General features: G+C 73.3%; 17 protein-coding genes. 2 read left to right on the top strand and 15 right to left on the bottom strand.

Features of this window, described 5'->3' with window-relative positions; translation table 11 throughout:
* Window position 1: 1 nt before the first annotated feature.
* The 9 genes from pcaB to ACWDLG_RS34465 all read right to left on the bottom strand — a co-directional run bounded on the left by pcaB (window position 2) and on the right by ACWDLG_RS34465 (window position 10603).
* Entirely contained in the window at window positions 2–1366 is a 1365-nt protein-coding gene (gene pcaB / locus ACWDLG_RS34505) for a 3-carboxy-cis,cis-muconate cycloisomerase (protein WP_449928225.1), read from the bottom strand.
* Entirely contained in the window at window positions 1353–1889 is a 537-nt protein-coding gene (pcaG, locus tag ACWDLG_RS34500; protein ID WP_449928223.1) for a protocatechuate 3,4-dioxygenase subunit alpha, read from the bottom strand. Before pcaG ends, pcaB begins: the two co-directional genes overlap by 14 nt.
* Window positions 1886–2626 carry a protocatechuate 3,4-dioxygenase subunit beta gene (gene pcaH / locus ACWDLG_RS34495; RefSeq protein WP_449928221.1) on the bottom strand — a complete coding sequence of 247 codons (741 nt, stop codon included), beginning with the start codon at window positions 2624–2626 and terminating at the stop codon, window positions 1886–1888. The genes pcaG and pcaH overlap by 4 nt, the downstream gene beginning before the upstream one ends.
* Window positions 2627–2635: 9 nt before the next feature.
* Window positions 2636–3781 carry a thiolase family protein gene (locus tag ACWDLG_RS34490; protein WP_449928219.1) on the bottom strand — a complete coding sequence of 382 codons (1146 nt, stop codon included), beginning with the start codon at window positions 3779–3781 and terminating at the stop codon, window positions 2636–2638.
* 220 nt (window positions 3782–4001) lie between these two features.
* Window positions 4002–4835, bottom strand: coding sequence for a sugar ABC transporter permease (locus ACWDLG_RS34485; RefSeq protein ID WP_354912791.1), 834 nt, complete (start codon window positions 4833–4835; stop codon window positions 4002–4004).
* Entirely contained in the window at window positions 4832–6232 is a 1401-nt protein-coding gene (locus ACWDLG_RS34480) for an ABC transporter permease subunit (RefSeq protein WP_449928217.1), read from the bottom strand. Before ACWDLG_RS34480 ends, ACWDLG_RS34485 begins: the two co-directional genes overlap by 4 nt.
* Window positions 6229–7443, bottom strand: coding sequence for a sugar ABC transporter substrate-binding protein (locus ACWDLG_RS34475; protein WP_449928215.1), 1215 nt, complete (start codon window positions 7441–7443; stop codon window positions 6229–6231). The genes ACWDLG_RS34480 and ACWDLG_RS34475 overlap by 4 nt, the downstream gene beginning before the upstream one ends.
* Before the next feature lie 11 nt (window positions 7444–7454).
* The gene (locus tag ACWDLG_RS34470; protein ID WP_449928213.1) at window positions 7455–8837 is read right to left on the bottom strand and encodes an alpha/beta hydrolase; all 1383 of its coding nucleotides are present in this window, start codon (window positions 8835–8837) and stop codon (window positions 7455–7457) included.
* Window positions 8834–10603, bottom strand: coding sequence for a glycoside hydrolase family 13 protein (locus ACWDLG_RS34465; protein ID WP_449928211.1), 1770 nt, complete (start codon window positions 10601–10603; stop codon window positions 8834–8836). The genes ACWDLG_RS34470 and ACWDLG_RS34465 overlap by 4 nt, the downstream gene beginning before the upstream one ends.
* Before the next feature lie 114 nt (window positions 10604–10717).
* On the opposite strand from ACWDLG_RS34465, the gene ACWDLG_RS34460 reads away from it, so the two are divergent.
* Window positions 10718–11719, top strand: a complete 1002-nt coding sequence (locus tag ACWDLG_RS34460) for a LacI family DNA-binding transcriptional regulator (RefSeq protein ID WP_354912781.1) — start codon at window positions 10718–10720, stop codon at window positions 11717–11719.
* A 63-nt stretch (window positions 11720–11782) separates the two neighbouring features.
* On the opposite strand, the gene ACWDLG_RS34455 is transcribed toward ACWDLG_RS34460, so the two are convergent.
* Window positions 11783–12217 carry a DUF6196 family protein gene (locus tag ACWDLG_RS34455; protein WP_449928209.1) on the bottom strand — a complete coding sequence of 145 codons (435 nt, stop codon included), beginning with the start codon at window positions 12215–12217 and terminating at the stop codon, window positions 11783–11785.
* A gap of 79 nt (window positions 12218–12296) precedes the next feature.
* Window positions 12297–13223 carry an LLM class flavin-dependent oxidoreductase gene (locus ACWDLG_RS34450; RefSeq protein ID WP_449928207.1) on the bottom strand — a complete coding sequence of 309 codons (927 nt, stop codon included), beginning with the start codon at window positions 13221–13223 and terminating at the stop codon, window positions 12297–12299.
* A 75-nt stretch (window positions 13224–13298) separates the two neighbouring features.
* Between ACWDLG_RS34450 and ACWDLG_RS34445 the strand changes: the two genes are divergently transcribed.
* Window positions 13299–14051, top strand: coding sequence for a helix-turn-helix domain-containing protein (locus ACWDLG_RS34445; protein WP_449928205.1), 753 nt, complete (start codon window positions 13299–13301; stop codon window positions 14049–14051).
* Here the strand turns inward: ACWDLG_RS34445 and ACWDLG_RS34440 are convergent.
* The 4 genes from ACWDLG_RS34440 to ACWDLG_RS34425 all read right to left on the bottom strand — a co-directional run bounded on the left by ACWDLG_RS34440 (window position 14033) and on the right by ACWDLG_RS34425 (window position 19333).
* Window positions 14033–14455, bottom strand: coding sequence for a hypothetical protein (locus ACWDLG_RS34440; protein WP_449928203.1), 423 nt, complete (start codon window positions 14453–14455; stop codon window positions 14033–14035). The genes ACWDLG_RS34445 and ACWDLG_RS34440 overlap by 19 nt on opposite strands.
* A 62-nt stretch (window positions 14456–14517) precedes the next feature.
* The gene (locus ACWDLG_RS34435) at window positions 14518–15855 is read right to left on the bottom strand and encodes a serine hydrolase domain-containing protein (RefSeq protein WP_449928201.1); all 1338 of its coding nucleotides are present in this window, start codon (window positions 15853–15855) and stop codon (window positions 14518–14520) included.
* Window positions 15852–17933: a DPP IV N-terminal domain-containing protein gene (locus tag ACWDLG_RS34430; RefSeq protein ID WP_449928199.1), complete on the bottom strand. Its 2082-nt coding sequence runs from the start codon at window positions 17931–17933 to the stop codon at window positions 15852–15854. Before ACWDLG_RS34430 ends, ACWDLG_RS34435 begins: the two co-directional genes overlap by 4 nt.
* Window positions 17930–19333, bottom strand: coding sequence for an MFS transporter (locus ACWDLG_RS34425; protein WP_449928197.1), 1404 nt, complete (start codon window positions 19331–19333; stop codon window positions 17930–17932). Before ACWDLG_RS34425 ends, ACWDLG_RS34430 begins: the two co-directional genes overlap by 4 nt.
* Window positions 19334–19451 lie beyond the last annotated feature (118 nt).

Raw genomic sequence — 19451 nt, 5'->3', positions numbered from 1 at the left:
GTCACGAGGTCTCCGGTGCCGGTGGCATGGCGGTACGGCGCGCGGTACGGCGCAGCGCCCTGTCGACGAGTTCGGGCGCCGAGCCGAGATAGGTCGCCGGATCGAGCAGGTCGGGGTCGGCCACCTGCCGCGGGTCCTGGCCCTCGGCCGGCTCCCTGCCGGCCATGGCGGCGACGCGCTCGGAGAGGATGCGGCCGCCGGTCGCCTCCAGATCGGCGCGCATGCGCTCGGGGTGGACGCGCAGGCCCTCGGCCAGCTCGGCGGCGTCGCGCACGGCCCCGCCGACGACGCGCAGCAGCTCGCGCAGCGGCTGCCACTCGGCGTGCCAGGCCCCGGCCGGCCGTTCGTCCTCGGCGGCCAGCGAGCCGTACAGGACGGCCGCCAGCGGTGGCGCCTGGCGGGCGGCGGCGGCGATCCAGGTGGCGCGCACCGGGTTGTACTTGTGCGGCATGGCCGACGAGCCGCCGCCCGCCCCCTCCGACACCTCGCCGATCTCGGTGCGCGACAGGACCAGCACGTCCGCGGCGAGCTTGCCGAGCGCGCCGGCGGTGAAGGCCAGGGCGCCGCCCAGGTCGGCGACGGGGGTGCGCAGCACGTGCCACGGCAGCGCCGGCTCGGCCAGCCCCACCTCCTCGGCGAAGGCCGCGGCCAGCGCCATCCCGATGTCACCGGCGGGCGGCGCGGAGACGGAGGCGGCGGGGGATGCGGAGGCCGACGCGGCGGGGGACGCGGAGGGGGACAGGGCCAGCGCGTGCGCGTGGAAGGCGGCCATGGTCCCGGCCGCGCCGCCGAGCTGGGCGGGCAGCCCGGCGCGGACGGCCCGCAGGCGGTCGGCGGCGTCCAGCGCGAGCGCGCGCCAGCCCGCCGCCTTCAGCCCGAACGTCGTCGGCACCGCGTGCTGGGTGAGCGTGCGGCCGGGCATCGGCGTGGCGCGGTGCTCGGCGGCCAGCGTGGCGAGCGCGGCAGCCGTACGGGACAGGTCGGCGAGCACGTGCTCCAGCGCCCGGTGGGCGACGAGCATGAGCGCGGTGTCCATGATGTCCTGGCTCGTCGCGCCGAGGTGCACGTACGGCGCGCCCTGCGAACCGGCCGCCGATCTCAGGTCGGCGACCAGCGGGATCACCGGGTTGCCGCCCTCGCGGGCCCGCAGGACGAGCGCGTCCAGGTCGAACCGGCCGGCGCGGGCCGCCTCGGTCACCGCGCGGGCCGCCTCGGCGGGGACGGCGGGCAGCACCGACGCCCAGGCGCGGGCCAGCGCCGCCTCGGCGTCGAGCATCGCCCGCAGCACCGCCGCGTCGCCCGTCGCCGCCTCGGCGGGCGAGCCCGCGCGACCCGCCGACAGCAGCCCCCGATCAGCGGAAGTCAAGGAACACCGTCTCCCGCTCGCCCTGCAGCCGCACGTCGAACACGTAGACCCCCTGCCGCTCCTCCCGCGCCAGCAGCGTCTGCCGCCGCTGCGGCCCGAGCCCGGCCAGCAACCGGTCAGTCTCATCGAAGCGCAGGTAGGCGCGGGTGTACAGGTGGTGGCCGAGCCCGCGTGCGAAGACGCACACCGAGATGTACGGCAGGCCGGGAACCAGCGTGCGCAGCATCCAGTGGCCGTCGGCGTCGGTGGCGACCCGGCCGAAGCCGGTGAAGTCGAGCCCGTGCCTGCCGACGATCGCCCCGGTGACCGGATCGCGGCGCAGCGTGCCCGGCGCGCCGCGCAACCCGCCCGTGGGGTCGGCCTGCCAGAACTCCAGCAGCGCGTCGGGCACCGGCTCGCCCGCGCCGTCGTACACGTGGCCGTGGACGACGATGCCGCCGCTCGCCAGGTCGCCGCCGCCGGCGAACGGCAGCGCGTAGCCGTAGAAGGGGCCGACGGTCTCCGAGGGCGTGGGATGCGTCATGACTCCGTCCAGGTGGCCGAGGGACCGTCGAGCACGATGTCCCACCGGTAGCCGAGCGACCACTCCGGCACCGACAGGTCGTGGTCGTAGGCGGCGATCAGCCGCCGGCGCGCCCGCTCGTCCAGCACCGAGTTGAAGATCGGGTCGTAGGGGAACAGCGGGTCGCCGGGGAAGTACATCTGGGTGATCAGGCGCTGGGTGAAGGCCGTGCCGAACACCGAGAAGTGGATGTGCGCCGGCCGCCACGCGTTGACGTGATTGCGCCACGGGTAGGCGCCCGGCTTGATCGTGGTGAACGCGTACCGGCCGTCGTCGTCGGTCAGGCAGCGGCCCACGCCGGTGAAGTTGGGGTCCAGCGGGGCCGGATGGTCGTCGCGCTGGTGCGCGTAGCGGCCCGAGGCGTTGGCCTGCCACACCTCGACGAGCTGGCCGCGCACGGGACGGCCGGCCCGATCCAGCACCCGCCCGGTGATGGTGATGCGCTCGCCGAGCGGCTCGCCGCGGTGCTGGCGGGTCAGGTCGGCGTCCAGCGCGGTCACGTCGGTGACGCCGAAGACCGGCCCGGCCAGCTCGGCGGCTTCTGGGTCGTCGACCACGACCAGCGGCTGCCGCGGATGGCGCAGGGCGCTGCTGCGGTAGGGGGCGAAGTCGCGGGCGGCGTGGTGCAGCTCGGCGCCCTCCTTGAGATACGCCTCGTGCAGTTCGGCGATCTCCGCGGAGATCTGCTCTTGCGTCATGGGGGCTCCTCAGCGTTCCAGGACGACGGCCAGGCCCTGGCCGACGCCGATGCACAGGGCGGCGAGGCCGATGCCCGATCCCGCGGCGGCCAGCTGGTGCGCGACCGCGCCGGTGATCCTCGCGCCTGAGGCGCCCAGCGGGTGGCCGACGGCGATGGCGCCGCCGCGCGGATTGACGACCTCGGGGTCGAGCTCGGGCAGCTCGGCCAGGCAGCCGAGCACCTGGGCGGCGAACGCCTCGTTCAGCTCGACGACGGACGGCTCGCGGCCGCGCAGCGCCTTCCGCATCGCCTCGACCGGCGCCAGGCCGAAGTACTGGGGTTCGACCGCGCTGACCGCGCTCCCGGTGATCCTGGCCAGCGGTTCCCGGCCGATACGGGCCAGCCCCTGCCGATCGCACAGCAGCAGGGCGGCCGCGCCATCGTTGAGCGGCGAGGAGTTACCCGCCGTGACCGTGCCGTCGTGCCGGAAGGCGGGCTTCAGCCTGGCCAGCGCCTCCATCGAGGTGTCGTCGCGGATCGACTCGTCGCGCGTCACGTCGCCGACGGGCACGATCTCCCGCGTGAAGTCGGCCCGCGCCGCCTTCCGGTGGCTGGCCAGCGCGTAGGCGTCCTGGGCCGCCCTGGTGATCCCGTGCTTGTCGGCGATCAGCTCGGCGCCCTCCCCGAGCGGCACGGTCCATTCGGGCGCCATGCGCGGGTTGACCAGGCGCCAGCCGAGCGTGGTGGAGACCAGCTCCTGGTTGCCCGCGGGAAAGGCGCGCGACGGCTTGGGCAGCACCCAGGGGGCGCGGCTCATCGACTCCACACCGCCCGCCACCACCACCGACGCCTCACCGAGCGCGATGGCGCGGTAGGCCTGGATCACCGCCTCCATGCCCGAGCCGCACAGCCGGTTCACCGTCGCGCCCGGCACCCCGACCGGCAGGCCCGCCAGCAGGACGGCCATGCGGGCCACGTTGCGGTTGTCCTCTCCCGCGCCGTTGGCGTTGCCGAACACGACGTCGGCGATCGTGGCCGGGTCGAGGGCGGGGGAGCGGGCCAGCAACTCCCTGACGACGTGCGCCGCCAGGTCGTCGGGGCGGACGCCGGACAGCGCGCCGCCGTACTTGCCGATGGGCGTGCGGACCGCGTCGACGACGTAGACCTCGTTCACAGCCACGACGCTAGGGCGCCGGCCGCCTGACCGCACGCACCCGCTTCCGGTGAGCGGAAGCTGCCGCGCGCCCTCAGCCGCCATCGATCCACAGGCGGGGCCGGCCGTCCTCCTTCCGCACCCGGGCATCGAGGACCGTGGGCCGGACGTACGCGCCGACGGGGGTCACGGCGGCCCGGCAGAAGCCATGGGCGTGCCCTTCCCCCGACGGCCTCGGGGGTCAGGTCTTGACCGCCCCGGCGGTGAGGCCGCCGGTGATGAAGCGCTGCAGGAACTGGAAGAGGACCAGCACCGGCAGTGCCCCGATCAGCGCGCCGGCCGAGAAGACGCCCCAGCTCTGCCCCAGCTGGTAGGAGACGAGCTGGTAGAGGCCGACGGCGAGCGTCTGCTGGTCGGGGTCGGTCAGCACCAGGCCGGCGATCACGAAGTCGTTCATGGTCGCCACGAACGAGAACAGCGCCACGACGACCAGGATGGGCCGCACCAGCGGCAGCAGGACCAGGAAGAAGACCTGGGCGTGGGAGGCGCCGTCGATCTGCGCCGAGTCGTCCAGGTCCTTGGGCACCGAGTCGAAGAAGCCCTTCATCAGGTAGGTGTTCACCCCGAGCGCACCCCCGAGGTAGACCATGACCAGGCCGAGCCTGCTCCCGAGGCCGAGCGGCGGGAACACCTCCTTGACGGCCGACAGCAGCAGGAAGATCGCGACATAGGCCAGGACCTGGGGGAACAGCTGGATGAACACCAGCCCGAGCAGCCCTGCCCTGCGCCCCCTGAACCGGAAGCGCGAGAAGGCGTAGGCGGCGCACGCCCCGAGGAACACCGACCCCGCCGCCGTGATCAGCCCGATCGCCATGGAGTTGGCGAACCAGCGGGGGAAGGGATGCAGCTCGTCGGTGAACAGCGTGGCGTAGTGATCCCACGTCACCGCCGCGAACAGGTCGTTCGACCCGGTCAGCGTGCCGCTGGGGTTGAGCGAGGCCGCGACCACGAAGACCAGCGGGAACAGCGCGACCGCCACGGCCGGCAGCCCGGCCAGATGCCTCCACGCTCTCATGCCGCCTCCAGCCGCCGTGCCCTGCGGAACCCGGCCAGCGAGACGGCGGCGATCACCATGAAGATCACGATGGAGACCGCGCACGCCAGGCCGTAGTTCCTGGAGGCGCCGCCGAAGGCCAGCTTGTACACCAGCGAGATCAGCAGGTCGGTCGATCCCACGTCGACCGGCGCGTTCGCGTCCCTCGGCCCGCCGCCGGTGAGCATGTAGATCACGTTGAAGTTGTTGAAGTTGAAGGCGAACGTCGCCACCAGCACAGGGGCGGTCGATGCCAGCAGCAACGGCAGCTTGATCGTCCGTAGCACCCGCCACGGCCCCGCCCCGTCCATCTGCGCGGCCTCCGACAGCGTGGGCGGGATCGCCTGCAGGGCGCCGGTGCAGATGAGGAACATGTAGGGGAAGGCGATCCATACGTTCACCAGCAGCACGCTCAGCTTGGCCAGCCACGGGTCGGACAGCCAGGGGACGCGGGCGCCGCCGAGCAGCACGTCGTTGACGAAGCCGTGGTCGGTGTTGAGGAGTCCCTGCCAGAGCAGCGCCGCCATGAACGCGGGGAACGCGTAGGGGAAGATCAGCAGCGAGCGGTAGATCCGGTGCCCGTCCAGGAGCAGCGCGAGCGCGAGCCCGAGGCCGAAACTGAGCGCCACCGACAGGGTCGCGAACACGAACGTCCAGGCGAGCACCTCCAGGAACGGCCCCCTGATCCCGGAGTCGGTCAGCACGCGGGTGAAGTTCTCATGGCCGACGAAGACCTTCCAGCCGGGGCTCAGGGAGCGCCCGTCGGCGGCGGTGAAGGCGCCGCGCCCCGTGTCGCGGTACACGGTGGTCCCGTCGGTGATGCTCCCGGCCGCCGCGTCATAGGTGAGCGTGGCCCGGTACAGCGTGGCCGTCATGCCGTCGGCGGTCTTGAGCGTGCCGCCGTCCGCCGGCTCGCGCAGCGCCGTGATCTCCGCCTGCCTGGCGACGATCTCGCCGTACGTCAGCGGCCGCCATCCGGCCGCCGGCCGGCCCTGCACCAGGAGTCCGAGGCGCCCGTCCCGCTCCATGACCCTGATCGGGTACGGCACGGCCCCCGCCACCTTCACCTCGCTGCCGGCCAGGATCGCCGCGACCGCGTCCGCCTTGCTCCCGTTGTGGCCGTCGCCGTAGTTCGTGAACGCCGCGTAGCCGGTGTAGAGGACCACGTACACCTGGTACACGAGAAGCAGCACGACGCCGGGCGCCAGGTACTTGGCGGGCACGGCCCGCCTGCTCAGGTAGATCCAGTTGATCGCCGCCGTCCCCGCCAGCAGGCCCGCGAACATCCACCACGACCGTTGCGCGCCGAGCGCCACCAGCCCGTACAGGGCCAGCGCGTCAGCGACCGCGAGCGGCAGTAGCCTCAGCGCGCGCTTCACGAGGAGCCGATCTTGGCGCGGATCTTGTCCCCGGCCTTCCTGGTCAGCTCCGCGGGGTCGCCCTCGCCGGCGATGATCGCCAGCTGGGACAGCCCCCAGTCGGCCCACACCGCGTCCATCTGGGGGACGTTGGGCGTGGGCACGCCTTCGGCGGCGGCCTTGGCGAACCCCGTCATGACCAGGTCGCCCGCGAGCTCGTCGCGCACCGACGTCATCGCGGGCGGGCGCCCTCCGGCCGCGTGGAGCGCCTTCTGCGCCTCCGGTGTGGCCAGGTAGTTGAGGAGCAGGTCGTTGGCCAGGATCGGGTTGGCGCTCTTGGCGCTGATGTAGAACCCCTGCACGCCCACGAACGGCCTGGCCGGCTCGTCTCCCGCCGGAGGCAGGGCATCCACCGAGAACGGCACGCCCGCCTTGACGACGGCCGGCGCGTCCCACGGCCCCGTGACCAGGAAGGGCGTCTCACCCTTGAGGAAGGCGCTGGTCGCGATGTCCCCGGTCAGCGAGGTGGACACCGCCTTCCGCTGGGCCAGCTTCCGCAGGTACGCGGCGAACCGCAGCCCGCCCGCGTTGTCGATCTCCAGGTCGCCGCCCTCACCGAAGACCCGCGAGCCGAAGGAGGTCTGCAGGGCGTAGAGGTGGAACGGCGAGCCTGCCTTCGGATCGACGGGCAGGCCGACGGGGTGGACGGCCCTCCCCGCGGCCACCAGCGCCTCCCCCTTGGCCACCAGCTCGTCGAAGGTCCGGGGGGCGACGGGGACCAGCGTGTTGTTGCGCAGGACCGCCACGCTCTCGACCGCGTACGGCAGGCCGTAGGTCTGCCCCTGGTAGGTCATGCCGTCCAGCGCCACCTTCGAGAAGAGCGAGGCCTTGGCTGAGAGGTCGAGCGGGCTGACGACGCCGTTCTGGACGAGCTTGCCCAGCCAGTCGTGCGGGCCGACGATCACGTCAGGCCCCTGGCCCGAGGGCGCCTGCGAGACGAAGTCGTCACGCAGGTTCCCCATCGCCTTCTGCACGATCTTGACCTTGACGCCGCGGTCCTGCTCGAACCGGGCGGCGATCCGCGTCAGCGGGGCGGCCCTGTCGTCGTCGGCCCACACGGTCAGTGTCGGTGTGGCCGCGGGCTTGTGCTCGGCCGCGCGTTCGTCCTGCGCGCAGCCGGCCAGAGCGCATCCGGACAGCAGGAGGGCGGTGAGGATGGGAAGGGTACGCATCGGGGTTCTCCTCAGGATCCGGCGTGCGGATCGACCTGGGCGGGATCGCTCCAGCCCGCGACGCGCACCCACACGCGCCGGTCACCGTCGTGCCGTAGGGGGGTTCGGATGGGCAGGCCGTCGGCGCCCAACCCGTCGCGGCGCCAGCCCCGGCCGACGGTGCCGTTGAGGCCGACGCCGCGGGGCAGCCGCCACGCGCCGTGGTGGACGCCGGGCGCGACCTGGGTGGTGACCAGGCCGGAGAAGTAGACGGGGAAGTCGGCAGGGGTGTCCACCGGGACGACGACGGTGACGTCGAGCAGCGCGTCGGGCGCGCCGTCGACGACCGTGACCCGCTCGGTCACCTGCAGCTCGCCTGTCCTGACGACGACCTCGGCGGTGCCAGCCCCGGCGCCGGTCAGCAGGCCGTGGCCCGCGGGCACCAGCACGTGAGGCGGCCGCCACGTCACCTCCGCGCTCAACACCGAGTAGACGCAGCCGTCCGCCCGCACGCCGACGGGCGCGACGTCGACCGCCTGGCCCACGGCGACCGGGCCGTCCGCGCCGTTCGTGCCGTTCGTGCCGTCCGCGCTGTCCGTGCCGTCCGCGACGTCCGCGACGTCCGCGACGGACAGCGTCACGGGCGGCCCTTCCGTTCCGAACAGGTGCAGCAGCGCACTGCCCGCGCGCGCCGCCCAGGCGTCCTCGTGGTGCGGCGCGGCCGGCTCGTGGTGGTAGCGCAGCTCCGTGTCGGGCTCGTACCCCACGTCGATGAGATGCTCGACCAGCTCGCGGACCGGCCTGACCATGATCAGGCCCTCCATGCCGCCGATGTCGATCCAGATCCTGCGCGGCCCGCGCCCCGGGAAACGGCGGAAGACCGGGGTCTCCTCGAGCGTCGTCGGATCCACGAAGACGAGGAACGGCGACAGCACGGCCGACAGCCCGAACACGTCGGGACGGCGGAAGGCCAGGTGGTAGCTGACCAGGCCGCCCATGGAGGAGCCCATCACCGCGGTGGCGCCCGGATCGTCGGTGACCGCGTAGCGTCCGCGCACCAGCGGCAGCAGCTCCGTGACGAGGAAGCGCTCGTACAGCTCGCCGCGGCAGATCCCGTTCGGGTCCCGCGGGTAGGGCACCTCGTGGGAGTACTCGTTGCCGCGCTGGTCACCGGCGTTGGCGACGGCCACGGCGACCAGCGGCGGCAGCAGTCCCGCGCCGATGAGCCCGTCGAGCGTCTCGTCCACCCGCCAGCTCGGCGCGAGGCCCGCTCCCGCGAACACGTGCTGCCCGTCGTGCAGGACGACGAGCGGGTACGGCCCGGCCGCCGGGTCGTAGCCGGGCGGCAGGTAGACGAACACGTCCCTCGAGTTGCCGAGCGCCTCGGAACGCACACCGGTCAGAATCTCGATCATCGGGCGACCTCCCAGACGTGGAAGGCCGGTCCGTCGGCGGGCATCGGCTCACCGGGACGCAGGTCGGGGCCGCCGGTGAGGCAGGACAGCGCGGCAGGGGCCGCAGCAGGCGCGTGGTTCGCCCTGCTGACCTGGACGAGTATCGTCTCGCCCGGCAGTGCCCGCTCGAAGAGCAGGACGTCGTCGTCGGCGCGCAGCCATCGCAGGCCGCCACGGCGCAGCGCCTGCCTGCTCCTGCGCAGTGCCACCAGCTCCCTGTACGTCGCGTAGGTCCGCCGGTCCCAGGTCTCGCCGTCCCACGGGAAGGGGCGGCGGCCGTCCTCCAGGTGGACCCCCTCCACGCCGACCTCGTCACCGGCGAAGACCATGGGCAGGCCGGGCAGCGTGAACAGGAGCGCGGCGCCGAGAAGCTGGCGGTCGCGGCCCGCGATCGACCGGAACCTGGCCGTGTCGTGGGAGTCGAGCAGCGTGAGGTTGTGGGTGTAGGAGCGCCACGGGATCCGGGCGGCGTGGTCGCGCATCACCTCGACGACGTCCTGCCCGCCGTACAGGGGGATGGGGCCGGGGGTGCCCCAGAACTCGGTGGCACGTTCCAGCGCCAGCCACGACCAGACAGGCCGGGCGAACCCGGCGTAGGACATGGTGCCGTGCCAGCCTCCGCCGCGCAGCGCGGCGGAGGCGTCGAACTGGTGCTCGGCCAGCAGCAGCCTGCCTTCTCCCAGCGCCGCCCTGGTGTCCGCGGCCACCCGGTCGTTGAGTTCGACGCCGCCGTGGCGGCCCGCCGACTGGGCGACGTCGACGCGCCATCCGTCGAGCCCGAACTCGTCGGGGTAGCGGGCGATCACCCTGTCCAGGCGCCGGCGCAGCTCGGCCGACCGGTGGTCGAACTTGGGCAGCGTCTTCACCCCGGCGAACGTGGCGTAGTCGTCGCCGTCGACATAGTAGAAGTCGCGCTCGGGGCTGCCCGGGTCACCCATGGCGCTGACGAACCAGTCGTGCGCGTCGCCCGAATGGTTGAGCGTGATGTCGCCGATCACCCGCATGCCGCGGGCGTGCGCCCGCGCGGTGAGCGCCTTGAGCGCCTCGTCCCCGCCGAGCAGCGGATCCACCCGGTCGAAGGTGGTGGCGTCGTAGCGGTGGTTGGACCTGGCGGGGAAGAAGGGCGTCAGGTAGATCAGGTCGGCGCCGAGCTCGGCGATGTGGTCCAGGCGGTCGGCCACCCCCCACAGGTCGCCGCCGTAGATCTGCCGCAGCGCCTCAGGCTTGCCGTAGGGGATCGGCTCGTCCCAGTCCGCGGGCCTGGCCCACCCGGGCAGCGGGCCGTACGGCCGGCCGGAGCGGGCGAACCGGTCGGGGAAGATCTGGTAGATCACCGCGTCCGCCGCCCAGGCGGGCGGCGGCGGGTAGGCGGTGAGCGTGAAGTCGGCCGCGTCGGTGACCTCGGTACGGCGCAGCCCCGACGCGTTCAGCCAGAGCGGCCCGCGGGCCGTGCGCAGCAGGAAGCGGTAGCCGCACTCCGGGTTGACGATCTCGACCGGCACCCGCCACCACGTCTCGTCCTCGCAGGCGCGGTCGATCTTCGCCTCGGTGAACCTGGGCTCGCCGTCAGGGGCGGTGCGCACGTACACCTGCTCGGCACCCAGCGCCGCGGCGGTGCGCACGAACACCTCCACCCGCTCGCCCAGCCCCGGAGAAGGGTCGGACACGTAGAGCGGCGAACCGTCGTGGTGCGCGCTCGTGTTGCAAAGTGTTTCGGGTTGCCACATGCTGTCAGTGCTCCGCAATTCGCTCATCACCTGCGTTTCTGGCCGGGAGCCTAGGTCGCTCCCGAATACCGCCGCAACAGCTGGCAACATGTTTCAATGCTTTCTGGAGGGTCGATGTCAAGGCTGTCGGTCCGGACGATCGCCAAGCGTGTCGGGGTCAGCGCGGCCACGGTCAGCCGCGTGCTCAACGACCGCCCGGGTGTGGCCGAGGAGACCCGCGACCGCGTGCTGCGCGCCATGCGCGAGCAAGGCATGGTCGCGCCGGCGCCCGTCTCCGACCCCTTCGTGGGCATCATCGTCCCCGAGCTGGACAACCCCGTCTTCCCGCTGCTGGCCGGCGCGATCGAGACGAAGCTCGGCGCTCTCGGCGTGACGGCGATGATCGGCAGCTCCACCAAGAAGGGGCCGACGGAGCTGGACTACATCGCCTCCCTGGTACGGCAGCGCATCCAGGGTCTGGTCCTGATCTCAGGACGGCACGCCAACCCTTCGGCCGACCACGGCTTCTACTGGCAGCTGCACCAGCGGCACCTGCCGATGGTTCTGGTCGGCGGGCACGTCCCCGACCTGCCGGTCTCCACCGTGACCACCGACGAGGCGGCCGGCGCCGCGATGGCCGTCGCCCACCTGCGGTCCCTCGGCCACACCCGCATCGGCCTGGCCGGCGGCCAGGGCTACCTGCGGCCCTCGCAGAACCGGCTGAACGGCTACCGCAGGGAGATGCGCAAGTGGTTCGGCTCCGTCGACGACGCGCTCTACGCCGAGACCGACTACTCGCTGACAGGCGGGCACGCCGCCGCCCAACGGCTGCTGGCGGCCGGCGCGACCGCGATCGTCGCAGGCAGCGACCTCATGGCGCTCGGCGCGCTCGCCGCGGCCCGCCAGGCGGGTCTGTCCGTGCCGGGCGACCTCTCGGTGATCGGGTACGACGACTCCTACCTCGCCTCGCACAGCAACCCGCCCCTGTCGACCGTCCATCAGCCCATCGAGCAGATGGCCGGCGCCGCGGCCAACGCGCTGTGGGAGCGCCTGCAGGGCTACCACACGCCCCACGTCGACCACGTCTTCCCGCCCACCCTCATCGCCCGGGGCTCGACCGGCCGCGTCAGGAGTTGACCCACCCCGGCGGCGTCCGGGCTTCCGAGCCGGCCACCGCTCAGGCCTGCCGGCCGGTGTCGGTCACGCCCCGCGGAGCTCGGCGACGACGGCGACCGCCTGGTCGAGCAGCTCGGCGGGGCAGCCCCAGTAGTCGTAGATTCCGCCGCGCTCCCGGTTGCTCCCGCACACCACGAACACCCCCGTCCCCAGGCTCGCCTTGAGACGGGTGGCCAGCCAGCCGACGAAGCCGCTGTTGTCCAGCCCGGCGGGGAAGTGGAAGGAGAAGATCCCGAACCGCTCGACGTCCTCCCGGTCGCGGGTGAGCGGTATCAGGCGGCTCCAGCTGTCCTCGTCGCGGACCACGGCCAGCGTGTCGCCGGTGAGCGCGGGCGGACGGTCGGCGGGTGACTCCTCGAAGAACCAGACGCCCTCGTGCACGACGAGTTCGGCGCCGGCGATCACCCGGCGCAGGCGTTCCTCGGTCTGCTCGGGGGTCTCCGTGCTGACACTGACCATCGGCGGCCTCTTCTCCGTTGGGGTCGTCGATGAGCGGCAACACCGGGGTGCGCGCCGGTTGTTCCGGCGCGCCGCGACCTCACGGCGTGCGGCGGGCGATCCCGGCCAGCAGCTCCAGCTGCTCCAGCTGGTCGTGGAGCGTGGTGGCCGCGAAACGGCACACCAGGTGCTCGGCGCCGGCCGCCACGTAGCCGGCCAGCGTGGCGGCCACGTGCTCGGCCGGGCCCGCGACCATGGCCTGGATCGTCCGCGCCGTCTCGTACGGCACGCCGTAGGTGGCCCTGCAGAAGGCGTCGAGCTCACGCTCGCCGGCGGCCTCGCCGATCAGCACCGTGACGAACAACGCCGGGGTGACCGCCTCGACGGGCCGCCCCGCCGCGCCCGCCGCGTGCCGTACACCCTCGAGGCCCGCCCGGTAGGCGGCGGGGTCGGGCGGGTAGGGCAGCCACCCGTCGTAGAGCCGCCCGGCGCGTTCCAGCGCCGACGGTGTCGCGCCGGCCAGCCAGATCGGCGGCCCGCTCGGCCGGAACGACGGCGTCGGCTCGGGCAGCTCGTCGAAGCGCAGCACCTTGCCGTGGAAGGCGCGCTCGCCCGCCCACAGCGCCCGCCACAGGGCGACCGTCTCGTCCAGCCGCTCGAAGCGCCGCGGCCACGGCACCTCCGAGACCGCGTACTCGATCTCCGACCGGCCGGGGAAGCCGGCGCCCACGGTGACGACCAGCCGCCCGGCCGACAGGTGGTCGACGGCGGCCAGCTCCTGGGCGGCCGTGACCGGGCGGCGGAAGGCCGGCAGCAGCGCCGCGGTGCCGAGGGTGACCCGCTCGGTCGCCGGGGCCAGCGCGGCCAGCATGGCCAGCGGCTCGATGCGGGCGCCGAGCAGGGTGTCGTTGGCCCAGAGGGAGTCGAAGCCGAGCCGCTCGGCGCGGACGCCGAAGTCCACCAGCTCCCGGGCGTCGGTCCACTGGTTCTTGTTGGTGGGGAGCAGGACTCCCAGTCGCGTGTTCACGCAGGGAATCGTGCCGCCGCGAGGGAATGGCGACAATTCCCTTGAAGGAATGGGCGGCGTCCGCACAATGGGAGCGTGGACTTCTCCCAGACCCTGCGCACGACCCGCCGCCGCCACGGCCTCAGCCAGCTCGACCTCGCCCTGCGGACGGGCACGACCCAGCGCCACCTCAGCTTCATGGAGAGCGGCCGGTCCCGGCCCGGCAGGAGCATGGTCGTCCGGCTCGGCGAGTCGATGGAGCTGCCGCTCAGGGAGCGCAACGACCTCCTGCTCGCGGCCGGGTACGCGCCCGTCTACCCGCAGACCCCGCTCGACGACCCGGGCCTGGCCCACGTGCGGACCGCGCTCGGCCACATCCTGACCGGACACCTGCCCTACCCCGCGATCGTCGTCGACGCCCGTCACGAGCTGGTACTGGCCAACGACGCCTTCGGCCTGCTCACCGAGGGCGTCGCCGGCCACCTGCTGCGCCCCCCGGTCAACGTGCTGCGCCTGTCCCTGCATCCGGAGGGCCTGGCGCCGCGGATCGCCAACCTGGCCCAGTGGGCCCAGCACATCCTCGACCGCATCCCGCGCGACGAGCTGTACGACGAGCTGTCCGGCTACGTGCCGCACGAGCCGCCGGGGCCCGACCACGTCGGCTTCGCCGTGCCCGTACGGCTGCGCTCGCCGCGCGGGGAACTGCGGCTCACCACCACGATCACGACATTCGCGACCGCGCTCGACGTGACCGTGGCGGAGCTGAAGCTGGAGGCGTTCCTGCCCGCCGACGCCGAAACGGCGGCGCTGCTGGCGGCTGACCCCGGCGATCAGGACGGGAACATGTAGTCGGTGACGATGCGGCCGTCCTCGTCCAGCATGAGGACCTCGAGGCCGCCGCCCGTCACCGCGCCTCCGCCGCCGACGTTCACCGATTCCCAGTGGAAGGTGACGACGTCGCGCAGCCGTACGGCGTCGCCCTTGGCCCTGAAGACGAACTGCCCGCCGGCGACGAACCGCTCGTAGCTGCGGGTCACCCGGGTCTCGATCGCCTCGTGGCCGCGCGCTTCGAGCGTCGTGGCGTCGAAGCCCAGGTCGTAGCCGATCTGCCGGATCTCCTGCGGCGGCTGGAGCACGTGCTCGCCGTCTTCGGCCCACAGTTCCTGGACGGCCTTGCGGCGCTGCTCGGCGTCCGGCTCGAGCCAGAGCGCGATGTAGCGGTCGGCCAGCTCCTGGGCACGGATATCGGTCACTGCTTCTCCTCGTGTCGGTGTTCCCCTCGATCCTGCGGATCGCGGGGAACACCGACAATTCCTCACAGGGAATCGCGGACGTTCAGCCGCCCGGTGTGCAGGTAGCCGGCCCGCCCGCCGTCGCCGTCGCCGACGAACGCGACGGCCGCGTGCACCCCGCCCCTGGCCTCCGCGAACACGAACGTGTCGCCGCGCAGCCTGGCCAGCTCGAAGGTCTGCGGCGCGCCGTGCTCGGCCATCACGCCGAGCGGCGTGACGGTCACCCACAGCCGGCCCTCGGCGTCGCCGGTGACCTCCCACGCCGTCACGTCCGAGACGTAGCGCCCGGCGTAGCGGTCGACGTCGAAGGGGAGCGGCGGCACGGGCGGCTTCACCGGCGGCGGCGCGCTCACCCCGGCCAGGCGGCCGAGCACGGGTGTCAGTAGCTCGGCCACCAGCGGGTCGGGGTCGCCGCCGTTGGTCAGCAGCACCGCGGCCACCCCCGCCTCCGGCACGAGCTTCAGCGTGGCGGCCTGGCCGGGGGTGGAGCCGTCGTGCCCGACGACCGTGCCGCCCGCCCATTCCTGCAGTTCCCAGCCGAGCCCCCAGCTGGAGGGCCGGCCGAGGTCGGGAAGGGCGACCTGCGGCTCCCGCATCATCCTGGACAGCTTCGCGGGCAGCACCTGCGCGCCGTCGGCCAGATGCGCGCGGGCGAAGGTCAGCAGATCTCCCGCGGTCATCGCCAGGCTCGCCCCCGCCGGGTCGTTCGAGCGCATCAGCGACCAGGTCGAGACCGGCTCGCCGGCGGCGTGCCCGACCGCCGTGCCGTACAGGATGGCCTCGTCGGCGCTGGTGGCGGTGTGCGTCAGGCCCAGCGGGCCGATCAGGTGCGCGCGCAGCGCCGCGTTGAACGGCAGGCCGCGCAGGACCTCGACGACACGTCCGAGGACGACGTACCCGGCGTTGTTGTAGGACCAGATCGCGCCGGGCGGCGACAGCTGCGGCACCTCGCCGAGCAGCGCGACCAGCTTCTCGATCGCGTCGTCACCCCTGCCGGTGTCGACGAAGACGTCCCCCTCGAACCCGCCGGTGTGCGCCAGCAGCTGCCGGATCGTCACCGGCTCGGGCAACGCGAGCCCGGGCAGCACCGACTGCGCGGTCTGGTCGAGGTCGAGCCGCCCCTCGCCGACGAGCTGGAGCACCAGGGTCGCCGTCCACGCCTTGGTGACCGAGCCGATCTGGAACAGCGAGCCGGTCGTGACGGGCTGGCCCGTGCGGGTGTTGAGGACTCCCGTCGCGGCCGCGGCCACCTCCTGGCCGTCGGTGAAGGCGAGGACCGCGCCGGTGACGCCGTGCTCGCCGGCCAGCGCGTCGAGGTCGGCCTGCAGGTCGGGGAGCAGGTCAGGAAGGGCGGTGCTCATGCGGCGGCTCCGAAGGTCGGGTCGATGCGGTATCCGGCGGGCGGCTCCGCGCCGATCAGGTGGCGGGTGAGGAAGTCCCAGGTACGGCGCAGCACGTGCGCCTCGGCGTGCAGGTAGCCGTGGGCGGCGTTGGGCACCATGAGCATCTCGAAGTCGGCATCGGCCTCGACCAGCGCGTTGACCAGCCGCAGCGACAGGCCGGGGTGGCAGTTGTCGTCCATCTCGCCGAAGACGATCAGCAGCTTGCCGGCGAGCGCGCCGGCGTGCGGCAGCATCGAGCCCGCGGCGTAGTCCTGGGGCGGCGGCCCCTGGTAGGTCTCGCCCCAGATGGCGTAGTAGCCGTCGTGCTCGTAGTCGCCCGCCGAGGCGACGCCCACGCGGAAGAAACCGGGATGGGTCAGCATCGCCCTGGCCGTGGCCGCGCCGCCGCCCGAGTGCCCGGTGATCCCCACCCGCTCCAGATCGAGGTAGGGCCGCTCGGCGGCGAGCTGGGTGATCGCCGCCACGTGGTCCTCCAGCCCGGCCGTCACCGCCGGGTCGCCGTGGGAGACGTCCTGGAAGGCCTTGCCCCGGTACGGCGTGCCGCGCCCGTCGAGCACCACGACCGCCATGCCGAGCGCGGCCAGCGACGGCGCGCCGCCCGCCGGGTCGAGCAGCCACGGGTCGAGCGTGTAGCCCCGCAGGGTGGTGCGCAGCTGCCGGGTGATCTGCGGCCCGTTGTAGATCGAGTCCAGGATGGGGTACCGCTTGCCCGGGTCGAAGTCGCCCGGCAGGAACAGCAGCCCGTGGACGTCGGTGACGCCGTCGGCGGCCTTGGCGGTGAACCGTTCGGGCGCCCGCCAGCCGGCCTTCTCCAGCAGGCTCAGGTCGGCCTGCTCCAGCTCCATGACGAGCGCTCCGGCGGCGTCGCGCAGCACGGTGACGCTCGGCGTGCCGGGCGTGGCGTAGGTGTCGACCAGCCAGCGGCCGTCGGGGGAGACGTGGACCTGGTGGTCGGCGTCCTCGGGGGTGAGCACGGTGACCCCGCCCCCGTCCAGGTCCGCCCGGCACAGGCGGCGGTCGTAGGGGTTCGACCCGTGCCCGCCCGACAGGAACAGCACCTGCCTGGCCGTCCAGTCGACCTCGAGCAGCTCGCGGACGAGCCATTCGCCGGTGGTGACGGCGCTGGCGAGCTCGCCGCCCCGGTACAGGTAGAGGTGGCCCCAGCCCGACCGGTCGGAGTACCACAGCACCTCGTCGCCGCGGGTGCGCACGAGGGTCGGCACGACGATCGTCGGGGCGGTGGCCATCACCGTCTCGGCGTGCTCCTCGAGGACGACCTGCGCCCGGCCGGTCCTGGCGTCGATGCGGTGAAGCACGGCGCCCCGGTTGCCGCGGGTGCAGTGCAGCAGCCACAGCGTGTCGTCGTCCTCCCACCAGATCCGGTCGAGGTTGAGCGGGGCGTCGTGAGTGAAGGGCAGCGGCTCGAGCGCGACGTCGACCCGCTCGCCCGTCTCCGCGTCGAAGATCGCGTGCGTGACCGTCGGCAGCGGGTCGCCGGGCATCTCGTAGTGCATCGTGTGCGCCAGCGGGCGGCCGCCGCCCGGGGGGCACGACTGCGTGATCGTCAGCGTGGGCACGTGCCGCTGGTCGACGCGGTGGGTGACGAACCGGCGGCCGTCGGGCGCCCAGACCAGCAGCGGGGGAGTGGTCATGCCCTGCTGGGTGGCGACGATCGGCATCCGGTTCTGGTCGCTCGGCAGGCCGTAGGCATGGCCAGGCTCGCCGTCACCGGTGACGCGCGTACCGTTCACCAGCAGGTCGCCGGCCTCGCAGGTCACCGTGAAGCGGCCGTCGGGCGAGGTCTGGGCACCGGTGAGCTCGGGCGGGAGCACCGGCTCGCCGGCCGGGGCCGGCGCCGGGCCCTCCACCCGCTCCTTCCGCTCGGGGAAGACCCTGACCTGGCGGGGGCCTTCGGGGGTGGTCACCAGGTACCAGAAGGAGTCCTCCTCCCAGACGGGCGTCACGGCCGAGCGGTGCACGAGCTTCGCCTCCCGCGAGACGTGCAGCGCCTCGGCGCGGCGATAGGCGTCGATCATGTGGTTTCTCCGATCGCATGGTCGATGAGGGCGTCGAGATCGCCCATGAGGGTCTTGCGGATGGTCGCGATGAACCACGACCCGAGGACCGCGGGGACGAGCAGCAACAGCAGCGCGCCGCGCAGGTCGAGGAAGGCGGTCGCCAGGGCCAGCAGCCCCGCGCCCACCAGGCCGCCGGCCGCGATGATCAGGCCGAGCGCGGCCATGGCGTGCGGGCGGTCGGCGGGCCGTACGACCGAGAGGGCGCCGATGAACAGGCACGGCCCGATCACCGCGAGGAAGGCCTGGCCCAGCGCCAGCAGGGCCAGCATCACCCACAGCACGGGCACGACCGCGGACAGGGCGAACGCCGTGGCCGCCGCGGCCAGCGCCGCGCCCGACAGCGCCATGAACCGCGCAGGACCCGCCCGGTAGGCCGCCTCCGCCCTGGCCCCGAAGGCGGCCAGCGCCGCGATCGACACCGCCGCGGCGGCGCCGGTGAACAGCCCGCGCTGGCCGGGCGTGAGCGCGTACTCCTGCTCCAGCAGGGTCGAGACCACCACCCCGTACGGCGCGGCCAGCGCCCCTACCGCGGTGAAGCCGACGCACATCCGGCGGACGGTCGGGATGCGCAGAGTCCGCACGAACGCCGCCCCGAAGCCGCCGAACTCCGGCGTCGCCGCGTCCGCGGCCGGTACGGCGTTGCCCGACCTGGCCTGAAGCTCGGCCACGTCCCAGCGGCCCAGCACCGGCTCGCGCAGCCGCAGCGCGTACAGGCAGGCCGCCAGCGACAGCCCGCCGAGCGTCGCGAACACCGCCCGCCAGTCCATGCCGAGCCACGACACCAGCCCCGCCACGACCAGCGGCGCCAGGACGCCGGCCAGCGGCGACGAGGCCGAGTACAGCGACATGATCCGCATGCGGGCGGGCGGCGGGTAGGCGTCCACGAGCAGCGGCGGATGCAGCACCGCCACCGTGCCGGTGGTGGCCCCGTTGACCAGCATGAGCGCGGCCAGCGAGACAGGCCCGGCCACCGACCCGGTGAACAGCGTGGTCAGGCTCCAGGCGAACCCGGTGCCCACCGCCAGCCGTACCCGATGGGGGTAGCGACGCAGCAGCGCCGCCACCGCGAACGGGGCGAGCCCCGTCGCCACGCCCTGGGCGGCCACGATTCCCGACAGCGAGCCCGCGTCCATCCCGAGCGAGGCGGCGATCTCGGGCGCGAGCACGCCGAACACCTGGGTCTGGAAGTTGTCCACCACGGCCAGCACGGTCAGCGCGACCAGGAACGACAGGCCGACGCCGTGCTCCCTGAGCGTGCGCAGCAGGGGAGCGGTGTCGCCCTCCCTGCCGGTGACGCCCAGGATCGCGCGTGCGTCCTGCCTGGTCAGGGAGGCGTGTTCGCCTGGAAGATCGTTCACGTATCGAGGATCACGCGACACGGCAGGCCCGCACGAGCGCCGAAGGGGGGCTGCCCCGTGGGGATCGTAGGGGCCGGCATCCTACTTTCGTCGGATCCGGCCGGCCTGCGCGGATCGG

This window comes from Nonomuraea sp. NPDC003727 (assembly GCF_053586935.1).
The sequence above is the reverse complement of the archived record's forward strand: the minus strand, read 5'-3'. Positions and strand labels throughout refer to the sequence as shown.

Coding starts and splice junctions, on each gene's coding strand:
- pcaG (WP_449928223.1), bottom strand. CDS start 1,889: ATGACGCATCCCACGCCCTCGGAGACCGTCGGCCCCTTCTACGGCTAC.
- pcaH (WP_449928221.1), bottom strand. CDS start 2,626: ATGACGCAAGAGCAGATCTCCGCGGAGATCGCCGAACTGCACGAGGCG.
- ACWDLG_RS34485 (WP_354912791.1), bottom strand. CDS start 4,835: ATGAGAGCGTGGAGGCATCTGGCCGGGCTGCCGGCCGTGGCGGTCGCG.
- ACWDLG_RS34475 (WP_449928215.1), bottom strand. CDS start 7,443: ATGCGTACCCTTCCCATCCTCACCGCCCTCCTGCTGTCCGGATGCGCT.
- ACWDLG_RS34470 (WP_449928213.1), bottom strand. CDS start 8,837: ATGATCGAGATTCTGACCGGTGTGCGTTCCGAGGCGCTCGGCAACTCG.
- ACWDLG_RS34465 (WP_449928211.1), bottom strand. CDS start 10,603: ATGTGGCAACCCGAAACACTTTGCAACACGAGCGCGCACCACGACGGT.
- ACWDLG_RS34460 (WP_354912781.1), top strand. CDS start 10,718: ATGTCAAGGCTGTCGGTCCGGACGATCGCCAAGCGTGTCGGGGTCAGC.
- ACWDLG_RS34455 (WP_449928209.1), bottom strand. CDS start 12,217: ATGGTCAGTGTCAGCACGGAGACCCCCGAGCAGACCGAGGAACGCCTG.
- ACWDLG_RS34435 (WP_449928201.1), bottom strand. CDS start 15,855: ATGAGCACCGCCCTTCCTGACCTGCTCCCCGACCTGCAGGCCGACCTC.
- ACWDLG_RS34430 (WP_449928199.1), bottom strand. CDS start 17,933: ATGATCGACGCCTATCGCCGCGCCGAGGCGCTGCACGTCTCGCGGGAG.